Annotated in this window: 17 protein-coding genes and 2 pseudogenes; 12 read left to right on the forward strand and 7 right to left on the reverse strand. The window is 23.1% G+C overall.

Features of this window, described 5'->3' with window-relative positions; all coding sequences use genetic code 11:
• The first annotated feature begins 27 nt into the window (after positions 1–27).
• The 6 genes and pseudogenes from acpP (at position 28) to UAT33_01680 (ending at position 4830) form a co-directional block, all read left to right on the forward strand.
• Positions 28–264, forward strand: coding sequence for an acyl carrier protein (gene acpP / locus UAT33_01655; GenBank protein ID XBC43649.1), 237 nt, complete (start codon positions 28–30; stop codon positions 262–264).
• Positions 265–355: 91 nt separating this feature from the next.
• A pseudogene (tmk, locus tag UAT33_01660) lies at positions 356–990 on the forward strand (dTMP kinase).
• On the forward strand, positions 987–1982 hold the full coding sequence (locus UAT33_01665; GenBank protein XBC43650.1) for a DNA polymerase III subunit delta' C-terminal domain-containing protein: 996 nt from the start codon (positions 987–989) through the stop codon (positions 1980–1982). The pseudogene tmk and the gene UAT33_01665 overlap by 4 nt, the downstream one beginning before the upstream one ends.
• A 21-nt stretch (positions 1983–2003) precedes the next feature.
• Entirely contained in the window at positions 2004–2789 is a 786-nt protein-coding gene (locus tag UAT33_01670) for a YchF/TatD family DNA exonuclease (GenBank protein ID XBC43651.1), read from the forward strand.
• A 145-nt stretch (positions 2790–2934) separates the two neighbouring features.
• Entirely contained in the window at positions 2935–4368 is a 1434-nt protein-coding gene (ptsG, locus tag UAT33_01675) for a PTS glucose transporter subunit IIBC (protein XBC43652.1), read from the forward strand.
• Between the two features lie 114 nt (positions 4369–4482).
• Positions 4483–4830 (forward strand): histidine triad nucleotide-binding protein, encoded by a 348-nt coding sequence (locus UAT33_01680; protein XBC43653.1) that lies wholly within the window; start codon positions 4483–4485, stop codon positions 4828–4830.
• Positions 4831–5887: 1057 nt separating this feature from the next.
• Here the strand turns inward: UAT33_01680 and UAT33_01685 are convergent.
• From UAT33_01685 to pncB, 3 genes are all read right to left on the reverse strand, one after another.
• Positions 5888–6061 carry a hypothetical protein gene (locus tag UAT33_01685; protein ID XBC43654.1) on the reverse strand — a complete coding sequence of 58 codons (174 nt, stop codon included), beginning with the start codon at positions 6059–6061 and terminating at the stop codon, positions 5888–5890.
• A gap of 304 nt (positions 6062–6365) precedes the next feature.
• Positions 6366–7766 (reverse strand): asparagine--tRNA ligase, encoded by a 1401-nt coding sequence (asnS, locus tag UAT33_01690; protein XBC43655.1) that lies wholly within the window; start codon positions 7764–7766, stop codon positions 6366–6368.
• 49 nt (positions 7767–7815) lie between these two features.
• Positions 7816–9003, reverse strand: coding sequence for a nicotinate phosphoribosyltransferase (gene pncB / locus UAT33_01695; GenBank protein XBC43656.1), 1188 nt, complete (start codon positions 9001–9003; stop codon positions 7816–7818).
• Positions 9004–9140: 137 nt separating this feature from the next.
• Between pncB and pyrD the strand changes: the two genes are divergently transcribed.
• A complete protein-coding gene (pyrD, locus tag UAT33_01700) occupies positions 9141–10151 on the forward strand; it encodes a quinone-dependent dihydroorotate dehydrogenase (GenBank protein XBC44110.1) in 1011 nt (336 codons plus the stop codon).
• Positions 10152–10338: 187 nt separating this feature from the next.
• Complete coding sequence (locus tag UAT33_01705) at positions 10339–12234, forward strand: ATP-binding cassette domain-containing protein (GenBank protein XBC43657.1); 1896 nt, start codon at positions 10339–10341, stop codon at positions 12232–12234.
• A 221-nt stretch (positions 12235–12455) separates the two neighbouring features.
• Here the strand turns inward: UAT33_01705 and UAT33_01710 are convergent, their stop codons facing one another.
• The 3 genes from UAT33_01710 to UAT33_01720 form a co-directional block, all read right to left on the reverse strand.
• Positions 12456–13397, reverse strand: coding sequence for a rhodanese-related sulfurtransferase (locus tag UAT33_01710; protein ID XBC43658.1), 942 nt, complete (start codon positions 13395–13397; stop codon positions 12456–12458).
• 92 nt (positions 13398–13489) lie between these two features.
• Positions 13490–16348, reverse strand: a complete 2859-nt coding sequence (locus tag UAT33_01715; protein XBC43659.1) for a valine--tRNA ligase — start codon at positions 16346–16348, stop codon at positions 13490–13492.
• A 76-nt stretch (positions 16349–16424) separates the two neighbouring features.
• The gene (locus UAT33_01720) at positions 16425–17933 is read right to left on the reverse strand and encodes a leucyl aminopeptidase (protein XBC43660.1); all 1509 of its coding nucleotides are present in this window, start codon (positions 17931–17933) and stop codon (positions 16425–16427) included.
• A gap of 497 nt (positions 17934–18430) precedes the next feature.
• On the opposite strand from UAT33_01720, the gene argF reads away from it, so the two are divergent.
• The 4 genes and pseudogenes from argF to UAT33_01740 all read left to right on the forward strand — a co-directional run bounded on the left by argF (position 18431) and on the right by UAT33_01740 (position 21473).
• Positions 18431–19447: an ornithine carbamoyltransferase gene (gene argF / locus UAT33_01725; protein ID XBC43661.1), complete on the forward strand. Its 1017-nt coding sequence runs from the start codon at positions 18431–18433 to the stop codon at positions 19445–19447.
• A 155-nt stretch (positions 19448–19602) separates the two neighbouring features.
• Positions 19603–20543, forward strand: a pseudogene (pyrB, locus tag UAT33_01730) (aspartate carbamoyltransferase).
• The gene (gene pyrI, locus UAT33_01735) at positions 20530–20997 is read left to right on the forward strand and encodes an aspartate carbamoyltransferase regulatory subunit (GenBank protein ID XBC43662.1); all 468 of its coding nucleotides are present in this window, start codon (positions 20530–20532) and stop codon (positions 20995–20997) included. Before pyrB ends, pyrI begins: the two are co-directional and overlap by 14 nt.
• A gap of 80 nt (positions 20998–21077) precedes the next feature.
• A complete protein-coding gene (locus UAT33_01740) occupies positions 21078–21473 on the forward strand; it encodes a RidA family protein (GenBank protein ID XBC43663.1) in 396 nt (131 codons plus the stop codon).
• A 224-nt stretch (positions 21474–21697) separates the two neighbouring features.
• Here the strand turns inward: UAT33_01740 and UAT33_01745 are convergent, their stop codons facing one another.
• The gene (locus tag UAT33_01745; protein ID XBC43664.1) at positions 21698–23503 is read right to left on the reverse strand and encodes a DEAD/DEAH box helicase; all 1806 of its coding nucleotides are present in this window, start codon (positions 23501–23503) and stop codon (positions 21698–21700) included.
• Between the last annotated feature and the right edge of the window lie 499 nt (positions 23504–24002).

The following is a 24002-nucleotide window of genomic DNA, read 5'->3' on the forward strand; positions in this document are numbered from 1 at the left end:
TTTATTAAATAATTAAAAAAGGTTTATATGAAAAATATAGAAAAAAAAATAAAAAAAATCATTTCAAAACAATTAGGCATAAATAAAGAAGAAATTAATAATAAATCATCTTTAATTGAAGATCTAGGTTCAGATTCATTAGATAATGTAGAATTAATTATGACTTTAGAAGAACAATTTAACATTGAAATTCAAGATGAAGACGCAGAGAAATTTAATACAGTACAATCAATAATTGATTTTATCAAAAGTAAAACTTTATAATTTATTTTTAAATGTAATAAAATTTTTTAATCTATTATTGATATTTATAATTCTATTAAATAAAAAAATTTTTCATTTGGAAGTTTCAAAAATGCTGAATAGTAAATTTATAGTAATTGAAGGGATAGAAGGTTCTGGAAAAACCACAATATGCCATTTTGCAAAACAGTTATTGTTTAAATGGGGAATTACTAATATAAAAAATTTAAGGGAACCTGGAAGTACCCCATTATCTGAAAAAATTAGATTTTTGATCAAAAATTCTATTAAAAATGAATATATACACAATGAAACCGAATTATTATTAATTTATGCAGCTAGAATACAACTAATAAAAACAATAATATATCCAGAACTAAAAAAAGGAAATTGGATAATTAACGATCGACATGCATTATCTTCTTTAGCTTATCAAGGTGGAGGAAGAAGAATTCAAAAAAAAAAATATTATTATTGCAATCATTATTTATAAAAAATTTCGTTCCTGATATAACGTTTTATTTAGATGTAAAACCTATAGTTGGCTTAAAAAGAATTCAAAAAAGAAAAAATTTAGATAGAATAGAAAATAATAAATTAGAATTTTTTATACGAGTCAGAAACACTTATTTAAAATTTATTAGAAATAATTCTAAAATCATTAAAGTTAACGCTAATCATAATTTGAAAATGGTAAAAAAGAATTTTCAATTGAAATTTTATTCTTGGTTAAATAAAAATATATGAGTTTACATCCATGGTTGATTACACATTATTATAATATCATTTCTCATTTAAAAAATAAAAAAAATAATCGTTCTATTATATTAAAAACTCATAAAGGAATAGGAACTACTTCATTAGTAAAAAATATTGCGTTTTGGTTATTATGCTTAAATAAAAAAGAAAACACTTCTTTTTGTGGTCATTGTCAAAGTTGTCAATTAATGCATTTAAAAACTCATCCTGATTGGTATGATATGAAATTATTTTCGCGTAAAAATATAGTAGGCATTGATAGTATAAGATTATTATGCAGTCAAATATTTCAAACTGCTAAAAAAAATGGAAATAAAGTTATATATTTTTCTAATATATCACAACTAACAGAATGTGGAATTAATGCTTTGTTAAAAACACTTGAAAAACCTCCAAAAGATACGTACTTTTTATTTATAAATTATTTTTCTTTACCATTACTACTCACGTTTCGCAGCCGTTGCATACTATATAAAATTTTACCTCCATCAGAAGAAATTAGTATTCATTGGTTAAAACAAAACAATTTTAAAATAAAAGAAAAAACTCTTAAAACTGTATTACGTATTAACAAAGGATTACCTATTTTAGCTAAAGAATTTCTTTTAAAGTCATTATGGAAAGAACGAGACACATTTTTTGTTTGTCTTAAACACTCTATTTTAAACAAGAACTTAGTTTATATGTTAGATAACTTTAATTTAGGTAATATAGAAAAAAAAATTTTTTGGTTGTGTAGTTTATTATTAGATTCTATGAAAATAAAATATAGCAATAAAGATAATATAATTAATTTAGACAAAGTTAATATCGTAAAGCTTTTAAAAAAAAGATACTCTTTTATTTTATTAGACAATAGTCTAAGATCATGGATATATTGTAATTTCAAATTAGTTAGTATAACAGGAATTAATACAGAACTATTATTAACTGAACAATTATTACGATGGGAAACTATTTTAGCATTTAATATAAATTAAATTTTAACAAGAGAAAATTTTATGTTTTTTGTAGACTCACATTGTCATATTGACCTTTTGAATTATCACAATATACATTTAGGAATAGAAGATGTAATACAAAAAGCTAAGAACAATAATGTTAAACTATTATTGACAGTATCAACATCTATTAAAAACTTTAATTATATAAAAGTTTTTACAAAAAATAATAAAAATATATTGTTATCTTGTGGTATTCACCCTTTGCATTTAAATGAAGATAAAAATGAAATAAAAGATCTAAAAATATTATCTCAAAATAAAAAAGTAATTGCTATAGGAGAAACAGGATTAGATTATTTTCATAAATCTGACAATTTTTCTTCCCAAAAATTGTCATTTCGAAAACATGTTCAAATTGCAGTTAAACTTAACAAACCATTACTAATACATACTAGATGTGCTATTAACGATACAATTAACATTTTAAAGGAGGAGAAATCAGAAAAATGCACAGGAATAATTCACTCTTTTACTGAAAATATTAGTTCTGCAAAAAAATTGCTAGATTTAGGATTTTATATTTCTTTTTCTGGAATTATAACTTTTAAAAACTCTGATCATATAAGAAAAGTTGTACAATTTGTACCTTTAGATAGAATTTTATTAGAAACTGATTCTCCATATTTAACTCCAGTACCATATAGAGGCAAAGAAAATCAGCCTGCTTTTCTATATAACACGGCATTAGTTATCGCTAAGTTAAAAAACTTAGACATTACAGTTCTCGCATACAATACTACGAAAAATTTTTTTAAACTGTTTAATTTAAATTATCTTTTTTAAGATCATATTACATTAGTTAATATATGATATTTGTTATTTACCGTATTTATTTCTCAACTATAAAAAGTTTTATAAATACAAAAATAAAACATGTTTCTTGAAATAGATTTTATCTATAATAAAATTTAATAGGAAATTATTATGTATGTTTAAAAATACGTTTTCAAATTTACAAAAAATAGGCAAATCATTAATGTTACCAATATCTGTACTCCCTATTGCTGGGATATTATTAGGTATTGGTTCTGCCAATTTTAATATAATTCCAAATATTGTTTCACGAATTATGGCTGAAGCAGGAGGATCAGTATTTTATAACATGCCTTTAATTTTTGCTATTGGGATAGCACTAGGATTTACTAAAAATGATGGAGTATCTGCTTTAGCTGCAGTAGTTTCTTATGGAATCATGACACAAACATTTGCATTGATGACTCCTATTTTTTTAAAAAGTTCAATTATAGATATGAATAATAAATATTTATTAGATACTGGAATATTAGGAGGTATTATATCTGGATCTATTTCTGCATATATGTTTAATCGATTTCATCATATTCAACTTCCAGATTATTTAGGATTTTTTTCTGGAAAACGATTTATTCCAATTATTTCAGGATTGTCAGCCATTTTAGTGGGTTTGATTTTATCATTTATATGGCCTCCTATAGGTAATGGAATAAAAATATTTTCTGAGTGGGCAGCGTATCAAAATCCTGTTCTTGCTTTTGGAATATATGGCATAGTGGAACGAGCTTTAGTACCCTTCGGATTACATCATATATGGAACGTACCCTTTCAAATGCAAATAGGAGAGTATAGTAATTCTATCGGGCAAATATTTCATGGAGATATTGCTAGATATATGGCAGGTGATTCCACAGCTGGAAAATTATCAGGAGGTTTTATATTTAAAATGTATGGTCTTCCTGCCGCAGCATTAGCAATATGGCATTGTTCTCATAAAAAAAATAAAGCTAAAATAGGCGGGATTATGATGTCTGGAGCATTAACTGCTTTTTTAACAGGAATTACTGAACCCATTGAATTCTCATTTATTTTAGTAGCGCCTATATTATATGTAATTCATTCTATTTTAGCTGGCTTGGCTTTTCCAATTTGTATCTTATTAAATATGCGATCAGGAACAAGTTTTTCTCATGGATTAATTGACTTTTTAGTACTCAGTGGAAATAGTCATAATTTATGGTTGTTTCCTATTGTAGGAATAGCATATGGTATACTTTATTACGTTATTTTTTATCTAACTATAAAAAAATTAAATTTGAAAACACCAGGAAGAGAGAAAACTAATACTGTAATAATATATAAAAATTTAAAAGAAATGGTACCACTTATAGTATCAGCTTTAGGAGGAAAAAATAACATTACCGCCTTAGATGCTTGTATTACACGATTACGTATTACAGTAATGAATATGTCTAAAGTAAATATACAAAAACTTAAAGATCTTGGAGCTGCTGGAGTAATTACTTCAGGATTAGGAGTACAAGTAGTATTTGGAACTAAATCAGATAATATAAAGACAGAAATAGATCATTATCTTTTAAACAATTGATATATGTCATATAAAAATTTTTGTTTATCAATTTTAAATATAAGTAAAATATAACTCAAATTATATTAAAATATCTATTTAACAGTAATCTAACATTTAAAGGATGTAATCATTTTGAAAAAAACAAGTGTATTCAGTAAAATAATAGAAGACAATACTTCATCAAAAATAATTTATCAAGATAAAGATGTGACTGCTTTTCACGATATTAATCCAATAGCACCTATACACATATTAATTGTCTCAAATATATTAATTAAATCTACCAATGAAATTAACGAAAGCAATAAACATATATTAGGACATATGTCATATATAGCAATTATATTAGCTAAAAAATTTAAAATTAGCAAAAATGGATATAGACTAATTATTAATTGTAATGAACACGGTGGACAAGAAATTTTCCATTTACATTTACATTTGTTAGGAGGAAAAAAATTAGGTAAAATGTTATTTTAAAGCGTCAATTATAATAAATTATTGCAAATAACATTTAGATCAAAAAAAATGAAACAAATAAGGATTTTTTAATAAACATTCTATATATATTAATATTATTATCAACATTAATATTAACTAATTGTAGTCTTTTAAGGCATAATAATTATTTAAAACCTAAATATTACAAAAAAGTATTATTTAAAAAACGTGTATTAATTAATCTTCTAAATTTAGAACAAAAAATTAATAATAATTTATCAAAAAAGATTCAAAGTATTAATATTCCATTTCAAAATAATCTATTATTTATAAGCGATATTAAAAATAATACTAATTATGAAATAGAAACAAATAAAATTAAGAATGCACTTATTCATTTATTTAATCAAAAAATTGCTTGTTTTAATATAATCAAACCGAATAATATTAAACAAGCAAAAAGAGATTTAAGTATTTCTTTGCAAGACATATTAATTAATAGAAATAAAGCATTACTTTTAGCAAAAAAAATTAATGTAAATTATCTAATATATAGCTCAATATATGAAAAATATAATATATTATTTTTTCAAATACAAATTATTTTAGTAAACTCTAAAGAAATTCTTTGTGAAACTAATATACCAATAGGCAATATTTTAAATTGAATAATTATTGGTACAATAATCATAAATAACATCTTTATATTATTAAATATTAGACATAACACCAATTGTTCTAAATAATAGAAATTATATCTTTGAACTTTCAAATAAGAAAAATTTTTAATTATAAATAAAAATTTCTTAAAAACATAATTTATACTTATACATAATGTAAAACTAAATGAAATACAACGTTTGTCAAAACATTTTAATAAAAATATATCAAATAAAAGTGAAGATCAATATAAATTTTTCATATAAAAGTTATATTCAGACATAATTAAATTAAAATTGTAAATATAAATTTTTATAATATTAAAACTTAAGATTGATTAAATCGACATAATTTTTATTTATATCATAAAAGTAAAATAAATACACAAAATACGTTTTAAGTTTATATTTAAATAAGATAAAATATTAAAAATTTACTATTTATTTATTATTTTACGAGCAAAATGTATTAATAAAACAGGAATATTTTTATAAATAGGAAATGCTATTTTATTTAATAAACATAATAATTCGTTATTTTTTTCATCATAAATTAAACTATTTAAACATATTGGGCATACTAAAATTTTAGTAAATTCTTTTCTTATCATAATATTTTACTTAAAAGTTTATAGACTTTTAAAATAATATTATACATTTTAAAAATAACATTTTGAACATTATTAGTAACCTTTTTGAAAACGAAATTTATAATTATATTATTTATATACGAAATATCTTATAAATATTATAATATAATATAGAAATTGTATATTCACTTAAAATTTTTTAATTATGATTTTAAAATCAATAATACTATTTGATTAATATAAAATATTAATATATCAATATCAGATTTTATGTTAGTTTTGTAAATTTAATTATTTTTAATCATTGAAATATCCATATTATTGATTAAATATTAATATTATTTACTGTTCTGGGAAATGGACATACGTCTTTTACATTTTTAACTCCTATTATATACGATAATAAACGTTCAAAACCTAGTCCAAATCCTGAATGTGGTACGGTTCCATATTTTCGAAGATCTCTATACCACCAATAATGTTCTTTTTTTAATTTAAATTCAGAAAATCGTTTATCTAAAATATCTAATTTTTCTTCTCTTTCAGAACCGCCTAAAATTTCACCAATAGTAGGAACTAATATATCCATAGCTGAAACAGTTTTATTATCTTGATTTAATTTCATATAAAAAGCTTTAAGAGACCTAGGGTAATTTATAATTATAACTGGAAAATTAAAATATTTTTCTACAAGATATCTCTCATGCTCTGATGTCAAGTCCATTTCTGGAAATATTGACTTTGATGGAAATTTATTAGATTTTTTTAAAATATTTATAGCTTCTTTAAATTCTATTTTAACAAATTTATCTTTTAAAAATTTTTTAAGTCGTGAAATAATATTTTTATCTAAAGTTTTTTTTAGAAATTCAATATCTATCAAACATTTTTCTAATACAACATTAACAACATGTTTTAACATGTCTTCTGATAATACAATTAAATCATTTAATTTAAAAAAAGCAACTTCTACTTCTAACATCCAAAATTCAGAAAGATGTCTACTAGTATTTGAGTTTTCTGCTCTAAATGCAGGACCAAAAGAATAAACTTTTGATAATGCACATGCATACGCTTCTAAATTTAGCTGACCTGAAACACTTAAATAACTTTTTCTTCCAAAAAAATCTTTTTTGAAATCTACTTCTAAAGAATTGTTTATAGGAATATCTGAAAAATCAAATGTAGATACTTTAAACATATCACCTCCACCTTCAGCATTTAATCCCGTTATAATAGGTGTTGAAATCCAGTAATATCCTTTTTCATGAAAAAACTGATGCAACGTATGAAATAAACAGTGTCTAATTCTAGAAACAGCTCCAATAAAATTAGTTCTAGGTCTTAAATGAAAATATTTTCTTAAATGCTCAATAGTATGTTTTTTAGATGACATTGGATAACTCGATGGATTTTCAACCCATCCAATAACCTGAACTTCTTTTGCGTCAATTTCATATAATTGATTTGTTCTCAAAGATCTTATTAAAGTTCCGTTAACAATAACTGAACAACCCACCGTTAATTTTATAACTTCTTGATAATAATTAGATAAAGTATTACGTGCTATAACTTGCATTATATATAAACATGATCCATCATATATATCAATAAATGAGATACCAGATTTTGAACTTCTTCTATTTTTTACCCATCCTCTTATACTAATATATTTATTTATCTTAACTTTATTACAATGTATATTAGATATAGAAACTACATCCATAATATTATCCTTTTATTATTTTAAATATAGTATAAAATTTATTTTTTGATTATAGATTAAATGTTTTTTTTAAAGTTTTTACAAATAATCTATTTAAACAAATTGTTTTTCCTGGACTATCCGAAATCTTAGCTACCGGCTTCCCATTGCATTTTATTAATTTAATTACAATATTTAAAGGTTTTACCATAGGAATATCACAAGTTAATTTTGTTCCTATTCCAAAAATAGTATTTATTCTTCCATTAAAAAATCGAAATAAATCTATTATTTTAGTAAAATTCAAGTTATCTGAAAATAATAGTGTTTTTTTTAAAGAATTAATTCCTAAAGATTGATAATGTTTAATAGCTTTTTCTCCCCACTTAAATGGATCACCAGAATCATGTCTTAATCCTTGATATCTATTAGCTAAATTAAAATCAAAATCTCTTAAAAAAGAATCCATAGAAATGCAATCTGTAAGAGCAATACCTAATTGCTTTTTATATTGCTTTAACCACATTTTTAATGCCATTTTTTGACTATTTATCAAAATAGGACTAATTTGTTGATGTGCTTGAAACCATTCATGAGATTGAGTTCCTACTGGATTAATGTTTAATATTCTAGAAATATGATAGTTACTAGATCCAACTAACCATGGAAAATTTGTCTTTAAAAATTTTATTATAGATAAATGAATATTATAAGAAAATCTTCTTCGAGTTCCAAAATCTATTATTTTTAATTTTGATATATCCAAATTTTTAGTAATATTATGAAAATTAACAATCTTTCTCTTCAAATGACAAATAGCAATATTTGACGTAACATTAGGTGATTCATTTTCATGAACAATTTCACTGATTAATGCCAATAAAGGTACTTCCCATAATATCACTTCTTTCCATAATCCATTTATATAAATACATAATCTTCCATTTTCGTTACATATATTAACTTGTGAAGTATCGTATCGAAATTTTTTTAACCATAATAAATATTCTTGTTTAAAAAAAGGAAAAGAAGACATGTATATATATTCATCATGAGTAAGATACAAATCATCAGACATCATTTCAATTTGGTCAATTAACGTTTTGGAATAGCTTCCATAAAAATTAATTCCTCGACATAAAAATTTTGCAGATACAGTAACATCATGATAATAATAAAATACAGCTTGTTGCATATGAAATTTATAAGCATCAGTATCTAAAAAAGCCTTTAATATAAGAGAATTATATTTTTTCATATTATATTTCACATATACATCTATTAGTTGATAACTATTGTAAAATATTCCTATAATATATTAATATAATACATACATATGCATTCACAATCACTTTAAATATAAATTTAAATTATAGAACATGCTTTAGGTATTATATAATGTATAATTTAATTCGTAATATATTATTTCGATTAGATCCAGAAAAATCACACTCATTAATATTAAAGTATTTAAAATTAAAAACACATTTTAATAAAAAGAGCATAAATTCTAATACATTCTTATATAAACCTGTTAAATATATGGGACTAAATTTTAAAAATGTTTTAGGATTAGCAGCTGGATTAGATAAAAATGGGATGTATATTGACAGTTTTTCAAAAATGGGGTTTGGATTTATAGAAATTGGAACTGTTACTCCCAAACCTCAATATGGAAATAGTATACCTCGATTATTTAGAGTAATTCCAGCTAATGCATTAATAAATCACATGGGATTTAACAATCACGGAATTAATCAAGTTATATTAAATTTAAAAAAAACTACTTTTAAAGGGATAATTGGGGTAAATATAGGAAAAAATAAAAATACACCCGTTAAAAAAGGAATTTTAGATTATATTTATTGTATGAAAAAAATCTATAATCTTGCAAGCTATATTGTTATAAATATATCATCTCCTAATACACAGAGATTAAGAGATTTACAGTATGGAATACTTTTTGAACAACTACTTATTGGAATTAAGCATACACAAGAAAAATTAAGTAAAATATATAAAAAATATGTCCCAATTGCGATAAAGATATCCCCTGATCTGTCAGAAAAAGAACTTATTTATATTTCTGAAAATTTAATAAAATACGATATAGAAGCAGTAGTTGCAACCAATACTACATTAGATTTTTCTTTAATAAAAGGATTAAAATATAGTACTGAAATAGGCGGATTAAGTGGTCAACCATTACAATCAAAAAGTACTAATGTTATCAAAATACTCAGTAGAGAACTAAAAAATAAACTTGTTATTATTGGAGTAGGTGGAATCGATTCGTTGATTTCTGCTAGAGAAAAAATATATTCTGGAGCACATTTACTTCAATTATATTCTTCACTAATATATAAAGGCCCTAAAGTAATAAAAAACATTATAAAGTACTTGTAAATACAATGTTTTAAACTTATGAAATTTTTATTAAATTAAATTATATTCTAATTTATGTAAAATATAATAATCAATTATTAATATTTTAAATTTAAATTAAATTAATAATTATTGAAATCTGTATAATCATATCATACTATAATATATTTCTAATTAATATTTAACTATTAATTTTAAGAGGCTAGTTATGTCATTAGTTTATATGCAAAATGCAAGTTTTATACTTAATCAAAATAAATTATTGAAAAATGTTAATTTTAAAATTGATGAAAAAGAACGTATTTGTTTGATAGGAAATAATGGGACAGGAAAATCTACTTTTCTTAACATTATTTCAAAAAAAGAACCATTAGATCATGGTTCTATTGTATATAAAAAAAATATAAAAATAGAATATTTAGAACAAAATGTCATACATAACAATACTAAATCCATTTATGAATTTATTTGTGAAGGAATAGGAAAAGAATCAAAATATTTAAAACATCATTTTTATGTTTTAAATAATAAAAAATTAAAAACATCTAAAAATGATATTAAACTATTAATTCAATTAGAAGAAATATTTGATAAAAAAAAGTTATGGAAAAGAAAAGAAAAAATTGATAATATTATTAAAATTTTTGGGTTAAAAAGCTATTCTGCATTATCTACACTTTCTGGAGGATGGTTAAGAAAGGTAGAACTAGGTAAAATACTAATAAGCGAACCCGATCTAATTATATTAGATGAACCTACAAATCATTTAGATATTATTACAATTAATTGGTTAACAAAATTTTTAAAAAAACATCTTATTAGTTTGTTATTTATTTCTCATGATCGAGATTTTATAAAAAACCTATCTACTAGAATTGTTCATTTACAATCCGGAAATTTGATTTCATGGACAGGTGATTATAATTCTTTTTTAAATTATCAATCTTGTAATGATTACATAGTTAAAATAAATGAAACAAAATTCAATAAAAAATTAGAAAAAGAGAAATTATGGTCTAATAGTGGAATAAAAGCTCGTTCTACTAAAAATGAAAGTCGAATAAAAAATCTAAAATATATGATAAATGCAAAGGAGTCTAAAAAAAATACTACAAAAAAAATAAAAATTTTAATTAATGAAGATAATTATGAAGGGCATGTTTTTTTTAAATTAAAAAATATTTGTTTACATATAAATAAAACTATTCTAATTAATAATTTTTCTGATACTATAAAAAAAGGCGAAAAAATTGCATTAATTGGAACTAATGGAAGTGGAAAAAGTACATTATTAAAATTAATATTAGATAAATTAAAACCAAATAGTGGAACTATTGATTGTAATACAAACATCAAAATAGCATATTTTGACCAAAAAAGAACCAAAATAAATCTTGAAAAAACTATATTAGATAATTTATCTTATAAAAACGAAGAAATTATTATTAATGATAAAAAATATCACAAACTAAAATACTTAGAAAATTTTTTATTTTCAAAAGAAAAAATAAAACTAAAAGCCAAAGTATTATCAGGAGGGGAAATAAACAAACTACTTCTAGCTAAGCTATTTTTAAAAAAAAGCAATGTATTAATATTAGATGAACCAACTAATGATTTAGATTTAGAATCACTAAAAAATTTGGAATCTGCATTAAAAAAATATAAAGGAATAATATTATTAGTTAGCCATGATAAAAAATTTATAGAAAACGTAGCTAATAAATATTGGAATTTTGAAGATAATGGGCATATTAATATATATTTAAACTTTCCACAAATAAAAGAGTTAACAAATGTTGAAAAACCATATCTAAAAAAATTTTATATAAAAAATAATATTAAAAAAATGTCAATTAAAAATCAATTGATTTCTAAAACTTTAAAATACGATTTAAAAAAAGAACTAAAAAACATACCAAGAAAGATAGAAAAAATAGAAAATTATATACATAAATTACAGAATAAAATAAACACTTCAAATTTTTTTTGCTCGCTATCAAACGAAAAAAAAGAGATATTACATCAATTAAAAAATGCAGAAATAAAATTAGAAAATCAACTTTTAAGATGGGAATATTTAGAATTACATAATGATAACTAAGATAATAATTAATAAAAATTAATTTTAATACGAATTCTACTTTGTATTGCCATAAAATAAGCCTCTAAATAAAACACATTAAATAATTACATATTTTATAGAAAAATATTTTAAAAATATACATAGTAATTTCTAAAAATAAATATGTTAATTTATATTTTATTATGTAACATATACAATAATTTGATATTATTGTGATTAGAAAATTCTTGAAATAGTTTTTACCTATTTGATATTTTAGCTATACAATTTTGAGAACAACAATTTTTAAATTTTTTAGAACATTTAATACATTGAATAAATAAATTGTGACAAAAATTATTGTGACAATTTTTATATGCATCACAATATTCATCACATTGAAAACATTTTGATAAAATATCGTTTGAAACTACTTCGCTTATTCGTTCATCAAAAACAAAATTTTTTCCTTTAAAATAAATAGGCAAATTATTTTTTCTAGCATCATTAACATATCCAATTATCCCCCCTCGTATCTGATAAATATATTTAAATTTATTATATGCCATCCAAGACGAAGTTTTTTCACATCGAATTCCTCCTGTACAATAAATTACAATTTTTTTGTTCTTTTCATTTTTTAAAAAAACAACAATTTCTTTTAATTGTTCTCTAAAAGTATTCACCGGAATATTAATAGACCTTTCAAAATGACCTATTTTATATTCATAATGATTACGTATATCTAAAAATATTACATCTTTTTGATTAAATATTCTATTAACATCAAAAGCATTTAAATATATTCCAGAATAATTTAAGTTATAACTATTTCTATGCAAACCGTCCAAAAGAATAGTTTTTTTAGTTTTTATACGTAATACCCAAAAAGATTTTTTATTATCTAACGATTCGTTAATATATACATTATTTAAAGCATCAGAATAAGAATAAATAAAATTTTTAACATCATTGTATATATTTATAGGAATGCTTATTTGTGCATTAATTCCTTCTTGAGCTACATATACTCTTCCAAATATTTTTAAACTATTAAAATTGATGTACCAATCGTCTCTAAACTTTTGAACATCTTTAATAAAAAAATACTTATAAAAAGAAACTGTAATACGAGGTACATTATCAAATAGCATACGATTTTTTAATTCTTTATTAGAAATTAAATTATGTAGTAGAATCATAATATACTATTTCCTTAAAATTTAGAAAATATAATATTTTGAAATGAATAAATAAAATGCACGTAAAGCTAAAATATAATATAGATAAAATATTATAACAATTTCTTTTCTTTCAATAATAATTGTTCATATACTGATTGATATTGACATAAACGATTTTTTACATTCGAAACTATTTCATATGGAGCATACTTTAAGAAATTTACATTTAATAATTTCGTTTTTAAAATGTCTATTTTAGAATTAATTTTTAATATTTCTTTTTTTATTCTTTTTAGCTCTATGTCTTTAGAAAAATAACTTAATATAGGAATTAACAATTCTGCTCCAGTTATTATATGTGATGTAAAAGATAAATTACATTTGTTGTTAGATAATATATATACGTCTTTTAAATATAAAACTTGTTTTAAATATTCTTTATATTTCTCTATTAATTTGAGTATTTTTGAATTAACATTGCGAAAGTATATAGATATTAACTCTTTATAAGACAACTTCATATTTGAACGATATTGCCGTATAATGAGAACTATCTTTTTAATCCACTTCATATCTTTTATAACGACGTTATTTTTAAAGTTTGTATCATATTCTGGAAATCTTTTTAACATAATAGTATTAGTATCGCTAGTTTTTGAGATAACTTGAAGTTTTTGCCAAATTTCTTCAGTTATAAATGGAATAATAGGATGTAATAAACATAATATTGATTCTAATACACGCAATAAAGTATATTTAGTTCCAATAGACTCTAGATGTGAACAAGATATAATAAATGCTTTTACTAATTCTATATAAAAATCACAAAATTTATTCCAAACAAATTCATATAGTATATTAGATGCTATATCAAATCGATAAGTGTCTAAAGCTTGTCTATATTTTTTTACTGTATCATTTAATTCTAACAAAATCCATTGATCAGCTATAGATAAAACATTCTTTTCGTCATTTATTATTTTTTGTTTGTTAATATTTAGTAATACAAATCGACTAGCATTCCATAATTTGTTACAAAAATTTCGATAACCATGAAGACGATTAACATTCCAATTAATATATCTCGTAGGACTAGCTAACGCTGCACAGGTAAATCTTAAAGCATCAGTTCCTGTTGCAGAAATTCCATTAGGAAACATATTTTTGGTTTGTTGGATAATTTGAGATTTTAATTTAGTTTGTGGTATATCCTTTGTTCTTTTTTCTATTAATTTTTCTAATAGAATCCCGTCAATCATATCTAATGGATCAATGACATTACCTTTTGATTTAGACATTTTTTGTCCATTTTCATCACAAATTAACCCAGTAACATAAACTATTTTAAAAGGAATTTGTGATTGACTACAACTATCTTTCATAAAATGCATACTAAGCATTATCATTCTAGCAATCCAAAAGAAAATTATATCAAAACCACTTACAATTACATTAGTAGGATAGAATGTTTTTAAAGTTCTAGTATTTTTAGGCCATCCTAATGATGAAAATATCCATAAACCAGAAGAAAACCATGTATCTAATACATCAGTATCTTGTCTTAATATTATATTATTAGGTAATTTATATATTTTCTTTACATTATTTTCATCATAACCAACATATGCATTATTTTTATTATCGTACCAAACAGGAATTTGATGTCCCCACCATAACTGTCGTGAAATACACCAATCTTTTATATTTTTCATCCAAGAAAAATAAATATTTTCATATTTTTTTGGAATGAATTTAATGTCTCCACTTTTTACAGATTCATATGCTTTTTTTGCTAAAGAAGAAATATTTAAATACCATTGATCAGTTAGAAATGGTTCAATAATAGAATTACTTCTGTCCCCGTATAAAGTTGTCACAGTTTGAATTTCTACCTTCTCTAACTGTTGATATTTTTTTAATTCATTAATAATTTTTCTTCTTGCTAGAAACCTATTCATATTATGAAATTGAGATGGAATTTTTTCATTGTAAAAAAAAGAAGGTGCTCCATTTACATTATATTCCTGTAAAGTATGAGAAATATTTCCATTAATTGTTAAAATATTAATCATTGGCAAGCTGTGACGTAATCCTACTTCAAAATCATTAAAATCATGAGCAGGAGTAATCTTAACACATCCAGTTCCTTTATCCATTTGTACAAAATTGTCCCCGATAATAGGAATAATCCTATTAATTAATGGAACTAATACTTTTTTTCCTATAAATTTATTATATCTTGTATCTTTAGGATGAACTGCTATTGCTGTATCTCCAAATAATGTTTCAGGTCTAGTAGTAGCTATTACTAAATATTTATGATGTTTTTGATTAACTAGGTTAACATTATCTTGAATCAAATGATATTTTATATACCACATTTTTCCTATAGAATCACGATTCTGTACTTCTAGATCGGAAACTGCTGTTTTTAACACAGGATCCCAATTAACTAATTTTTTTCTTTTATATATTAATTTTTGATTATATAAAATTATAAATGCTTCTTTAACTGCTTTAGACATTTCAGGATCTAAAGTAAATTTTTCTTTTTCCCAATCTACAGACATACCTAATCGACGCATTTGATCAGTAATAATCTTTATAGACTTTTCTTTCCATTTCCATGCTAATTTTATAAAATTTTTCTTACCATATTCTTGAAGAGTTTTTTTTTCTTTCACTAATATTTTTTTTGAAAGGACAATTTGGGTAGCAATACCAGCATGATCTGTACCTACTTGCCAAAGAGTATTTTTTCCTTGCATACGATGATATCTTATCAAAATATCCATAATCGTATATTGAAACGCATGTCCTATATGTAAAGTTCCAGTTATATTTGGTGGGGGTAATATGATACAAAAATTAGATTTATTATGTTCTAAATTAGGTTTGAAATATCCATTTTTTTCCCAAAATTCATATAATTTTTTTTCAATTTCTATAGGATTAAAATTTTTTTTCATTTTTTTATTATTAGTAAAATTTAGTAATATTATGTTAAATAATAATTCAAATATGTAACAAAAAATTACATATACTTTAATATTTTGAATTTTTTAATTTATTTAAAAGGAACTGAGAAAGTAATGACATAGGACGACCTGTAGAACATTTTTTATCTCCTGAGATCCATGCAGTACCAGCGATATCTAAGTGAGCCCATTTGTATTCTTCAGCAAATTTAGATAAAAAACAAGCAGCAGTAATAGCCCCAGCAAATTTTCCTCCAGTATTGTTCATATCGGCTACATTTGATTCTAAGCTTTTATAATATTCCATAAATAAAGGTAATTGCCATACTTTGTCATTGGTTTGATAACCAGATTTCTCTATATCTTTTGCTAATGCAATATTATTAGACATTAATCCAGTTATATCATTTCCTAATGCTACAATACAAGAACCAGTTAAAGTAGCAATATCAATAACTACATCGGGATTAAACTTTTTTACATAAGTTAATACATCACAAATTACTAATCTACCTTCAGCATCTGTATTTAAGATTTCTACCGTTTTTCCAGACATAGTTTTCAATATATCACTAGGACGAAAAGATTTTTCGCTAAGCATATTTTCACATCCTGCAAGTATGCCTATAACATTTAAAGGTAATTTTAATTCAGATATAAATACCATTAATCCATAAACAACTGCCGCCCCAGACATATCATATTTCATTTCATCCATACGCGAAGAAGGTTTTATCGAAATTCCGCCAGAGTCAAAAGTAACTCCTTTTCCTATAAAAATAATATTTTTTGAATGATGATCTTTACATCCTTTATATTTGATTACTGACATAAGCGCTTTATTTTTAGATCCTTTTCCAACTGATAAATAAGCATTCATTCCTAAATTTTTCATATCGTTACAATCAACAATGCTTGTACTTATAAAGTTAGGATATTGGATAGATAATTTCTTAGATTTAAAAGCTATATATGAAGGAGTACAAATATTAGGAGGAGTATTTGAAAGATCTTTAGCGTATTTTATTCCTTTTGAAATTGCTAATCCATGTAAAATAGCTTGCTCAGAACACATTATATCACTATTAGATGATACATTAAAAGTTACGCTATTAAATTTAATGATTTGATTTAATTTTATGGTTTTAAATTTATCAAAATAATATAAATAATTTTGAATAGATTCAATTGCAAACCTAATTTTCCAATATATATTTAATTTCTTAACATCGAGTTCAGATAAGAAATAATTTATATTAAAAATAGGAAATTTACACACTATATCTAAACTTTTTTTAATAACTTTTTGATAAGAATTAATATCAAAAATATTTTTTTTTCCACATCCAAGAACAATAACTCTTTTTGAAGAAACATTAGGAAGATCATATAATAATAAAAATTGACCAATTTTCCCTTCTATTTCTTTGGATTTAATCATTTTACTAATACAACCATTAGAATTTATGTCTAAATCTTTTATCGATCCATATATTTCTAAATCTTCAAATAATCCAAAAATTAAACAATCATAATATTTTTGATGTAAATTATTACAATTTATATTGTATTTCATATTACTCCTAAAAATAAAATATATATATACATTATAAATTTATTTATAGTATAAAATTAATAATGCGTTTGCCCTAAACTAATATATAAAATAATTACAACATATGTTAATTTTATATTGATTAATTTGAATTAAATTTAAATCCAACTCAATTTTATAACGTAAAAAAATTTAATTTTTAAAAATTAGAATTTACATACTACTAGTACATAAATTTTAACATCATTTATATACTATTAATACTTAAAATAATTAATATTAATTCATGTTATATTTTTCAATATGTTGTAGATAATTATAAAAAGTTAAACGATAAAAGATAAATAAAATTAACATATTATAATTAAAATTTATTCATAACACTATATATTTTTAAGTAATAATAAACGTATTAAAGTATACTTTTATATATAATCAAAACACTTTATAAATTGTCAATCTTTATTAACTATTATAATTTAGATATTATAAACACTAAATATTTATTAAGGATAATAATGAATATATTATATAAAAAAAGCTGTCTTAAATTATCAGACTTCCATAATCATGAAATTACACATATTATTAATGTTGCTAGTTTCTTAAAAAAATTAAAAAGAGAAAATAAAGAAAAACGTTATCTAAAAAATAAAAACATTGTATTAATTTTTGAAAAAGAATCAACCAGAACTAGATGTGCTTTTGAAGTTGCAGCTTTTGATCAAGGAGCAAATGTTACATATTTAGGTCCAGGAAGTACTCATTTAGGGTATAAAGAATCAATAAAAGATACTGCAAGAGTATTAAGTCGTATGTATAATGGCATACAATATCGTGGACATAGTCATAAGACTATAGAAATTTTAGATAAATATTCTAATGTTCCAGTATGGAACGGGTTAACAGAAGAATTTCATCCTACACAACTATTAGCAGATTTATTAACTATGAAAGAAATACTTTCATCTAAAAAATTATCTAATATTAGTTGTGCTTATATTGGTGATGTAAAAAACAATATAGGATACACTTGGTTAGAAGCTGCTGCCATTATGGGTTTAGATTTACGTTTAGTTGCACCTATTAAATTTTGGCCAAAATCGACATTCTTTTTAAAATGCAAATTACAAGCACAAAAGAACTATGGAAATATTATTTGTACAGAAAACATTGAAGAAGGTGTAAAAAATGTCGATTTTATTTATACTGACGTTTGGGTGTCAATGGGGGTTCCAGAAAAAAAATGGAATAATCGTATCGAATTGTTAAAAAAATATCAAGTAAATTTTGATATGTTAAATTTAACAAATAATAAAAACACACGGGTATTACATTGTCTTCCTTCTTTCCATGATAAAAATACAATTATAGGAAACAAAGTAATTAAAAAAAATAATTTAGATAATGGAATAGAAATTACAAACGAAGTTTTTGAATTACATGCAAAAACTATTTTTAAACAATCTGAAAATCGATTACATACTATAAAAGCATTAATAGTTACTAGTTTAATAAAAGATTTTTCATATTAAAATATTAAGAAAAGTACAAATTTCATTTTAATTGCTAGTATAGAAGTAAATTTAAATTATTGTATTTTAACGAAAGCATATATATTATTTTTCTATCATAAAATTTATAATATTAATCACATGTTTTTATTTATTAAAAACAAAGAAAAATTAACATGAAAAACCAATCTTTATATCTAAAAAATATTATATCTATCAATGACTTAACTAAAAAAGAATTAGAACTAATCCTAAATATTTCTAAAATTTTAAAAAAAAAAATTTAACTTTGTTAAAAAATAAAATAATTGCTATTTGCTTTTTTGAATCTTCTACTCGAACACGATTATCGTTTGAAACTGCTATACTTAGATTAGGAGCATCAGTAATTGGTTTTTCAGACGGAAATAACATTGCTTTTGGGAAAAAAGGAGAAAGTTTATCAGATACGATTTCAGTTATTAGTACTTATGCTGACTTAATTATTATACGTCATCCTAAAGAAGGAGCTGCACGATTAGCATCTGAATTTTCTAATAAAATTCCTATTATAAATGCTGGTGATGGAGCTAATCAACATCCTACTCAAACTTTATTAGATTTATTTACTATTCAAGAAACACAAAAAACATTAGACAATTTAAATATAGGTATAGTAGGCGATTTAAAATATGGGAGAACTGTTCATTCTTTAACGCAAGCATTATCAAAATTTAAAAATAACCGATTTTTTTTTATTTCGCCAGATACATTAACTATGCCAAGTTATATTAATAATATGTTGTACGATAAAAAAATTATTTGGAACAAATATAATAATATTACAGAAATTATTTCTGAAATAGATATTTTATATATGACACGTATTCAAAAGGAACGACTGGAATCTACTGAATACGCTAATATAAAAGCACAATGTATTTTAAAAAAAAACGATCTAAAATACGCCAAAAAAAATCTAAAAGTTTTACATCCATTACCTAGAATTAATGAAATATCCAAAGATGTAGATCAAACTCCGTATGCTTGGTATTTTCAACAAGCAAAAAATGGAGTGTACACTCGCCAAGCGTTATTAGCATTAATATTAAATAAGGATATATATGAATCAAATTAGCAAACTAAAAGTAGAAGCTATCAACCGCGGAAGCGTAATTGATCACATTCCAGCTCGAATTGGGTTTAAATTATTAACGTTATTTAAATTTACAGAAACAGAGCAACGAATTACTATAGGATTAAATTTGCCTTCAAGAAAATTAATAAAAAAAGATCTCATAAAAATAGAAAATATATTCTTAACAGATGATCAAATAAACCAGTTATCTATCTATGCTCCATGTGCAACAGTCAACCATATTAATGACTACAAATTAGTCGGAAAAATTTTTCCTGCCGTACCTAATCATATAGACCAAATATTAACTTGTCCTAACAGTAATTGTGTAAGCAATGATGCAGAAATTGCTTCTAGCTTCAAATTTAAAAAAAATAGTGATATTTATCTAGTATGTAAGTATTGTGAAAAAGAATTTAAAAAAAATATAATTTTGCTAAACCAATGTCAATAATACTTCTAAAATTTTATATTATTATATTATATACATGCTCTAAAAATTTTATACTAACATTTATAAAAAGAATATAATTTATGAACATTACAATTAATAAGTCTAAAATACCTAATCCTATCGGGCCTTATAAAACAGTAGTAAAAGCAGGAAATTTAATCTTTATATCTGGTCAAATTTCTAATTCTAGTGATTTTAATGACTATAACAATAATATTTCTATTCAAACTAAAGAAATATTAAATAATATTAAACATATTTTAGACGAATCTAACGCGCACATTAAAGATATCGTAAAAACTACTTTATTTATAACTAACTTAAAATACTTAAATATCGTAAATGATATATATAAAGATTTTTTTTTAAAATATTCTAATTGCTTTCCAGCTAGATCTTGCATTGAGGTATCTAATCTACCCAAAGATGCCTTAATTGAAATTGAAGTGATTGCTTACAAAAAAAATAATTCTTAAAAAACAATATTGCAAAAGGCAAAGAGTTTATTCCTTTGCCTTATATTTAAATTATAAAATTATCAAAAAAAATACAAACGTATTTAATTATAATACTTTATATTATATCTTTTATTAAGTTTATGATAGTTATTAAAATAACTATTTACATTAAAATAGCGTATTAATTGAATTAAACTATATATTTCCATCAAAAGTTTAAATTTAATAAACATTATCGAAAATCAAGTATTTTTTCTATGATAAAAAGATAAATTTTTGTCTTTCTGATGAGTATTTTTAACTGTTTTTCTTCGTTCAATTATACTCTTAGAATTTGGATGTATACTATTATAATTTTTTTTCTGATCTCTTAATCGATAATTATTTCTAAATTTCATATTATATAATAATTTTATATTAATAGGCTTATTAAGTATTTTAGTATGTAAAAATAATTTTGAAAGATTTTTTAGTAATCCCGTTGGCAATTCAATAGTAGAATAAGTTGAAAACAACCTAATGTTACCAATATGTTTACTGCTAATGTCTCCTTCATTAGCAATAGCTCCAACTATATGACGTACTTCTATACCATCATTTCGACCTACTTCAATGCGATATAGATCCATAACATTACTTGCTTTATTATCACGATGAAATCGAATATTACTTTTATTATTATCATGTCGATTAGTATCTTTTGAATTTCTAGTAGAATTTATTAATGCATCAGGTTTGATAACTAAAAGACGTTCTCCTTGTGCCATTTTTAACAATGCAGCAGCTAGCGACTCTATATCTAATTCAGATGAAGGCTGTAATTTAGGTAATAAATTACGATATTGATCTAAATCTGAACTTTTTAATTGTAATTGTAATTTTTTAGAAAATTTTTCTAATCGTCTTCTGCTTAGTAACTCAATCTTTGGCAAAGTCACTTCTATCATAGTTAATTTCATTATTCTTTCAATATTTCTTAATAAACGTCGTTCACGATTTTCAACAAATAACAATGCCTTACCTTTTCTTCCTGCACGACCTGTACGCCCAATACGATGAACATAAGATTCAACATCCATTGGAATATCATAATTAATAACCAAACTGATACGATCAACATCTAGCCCGCGCGCAGCAACATCTGTAGCTATTAATATATCTAATCTTCCATCTTTTAATTTTTCTAATGTTTGTTCTCTGAGTGTTTGATTCATATCACCATTTAATGCAGCACTATTATAACCATTCCGCTCTAAAGCTTCTGATACTTCTAATGTAGCATTTTTAGTACGTACAAATATAATAGTCGCAGAAAAATCTTCTGCTTCTAAAAATCGAATTAGTGCATCAGTTTTTCTACCATAAACTATCCAATAACTTTGCTGAATATCAGGACGTGTGATAGTATTGGATTTAATTTTTATTTCCTTTGGATTATTCATAAATCTTTTGGAAATTCTTCGAATAGCGTCTGGCATAGTAGCAGAAAATAAGGCTGTTTGATGTTTAGCTGGAATTTTTGTCATAATAGTTTCTACATCTTCTATAAATCCCATTCTTAACATTTCATCTGCTTCATCTAATACTAAACCATTTAAATTAGATAAATTAAGTGTTCCTCTCTTTAAATGATCAAGAAGACGTCCAGGAGTACCAACAATAATTTGTGGCCCTTGACGAAGAGCTTTTAATTGAACATCATATCGTTGTCCACCATATAAGGCTAGTACATGAATTCCAATTAATTTTTTTGAAAAATAAGAAAAAGCTTCAGCAACTTGAACTGCTAATTCACGAGTAGGTGTTAAAACTAAAATCTGAGGAATTTTTAAATTTAATTTTATGTTATTTAATAGAGGCAATGCAAAAGCTGCAGTTTTTCCGCTACCTGTTTGTGCCATTCCTAATACATCTCTTCCTTTTAAAAGATGTGGGATACACGCTATTTGAATAGGAGATGGTTCTATATATCCCAGATCATTTAATGAATTTATGATATACGAATTTAAACCTAAACCAAAAAATGTTGCTTTATAAGTATGAATCATGTAAATATATATGCCTCTTAAGTTAAAGCGACCAGTTTACATAACTTATAATAAAAATATCTTTTTATTTTCATTGAACAATGTTAACCGGCTAAAATAGGTAATTTAAAAAACTCATGCTCTATAAGAGTTTAATAATTAAAATTTCTTTATTGTATCGAATACAAATATTGTTAAAATTATATGTTTTATTAAATAAAACTAGTATATATAAAATAAGATATGAATTTCGTTTAATATTTGAGTTTGTTTTATAATAAAAATGTATTAAAAGTTATAAAAACTATAATAATTCTATGTTTGACAATTTACCTCAAGTAAATATTTTAAATAAGACAATCAATAATATTAATAAGTACTAACATTGTGCTTTGTACTACTTGAAACAAACAAAATTAATATTTTGCAATATAATAAAATTATTTAGAACTATATACTTGATATCTTGTTATATAAAATAATTGTTATTATATATATTTTATAACATAAATTATTTGTA

This window comes from Buchnera aphidicola (Floraphis choui) (assembly GCA_039830045.1).
Classification (GTDB): Bacteria; Pseudomonadota; Gammaproteobacteria; order Enterobacterales; family Enterobacteriaceae; genus Buchnera_B; species Buchnera_B aphidicola_AX.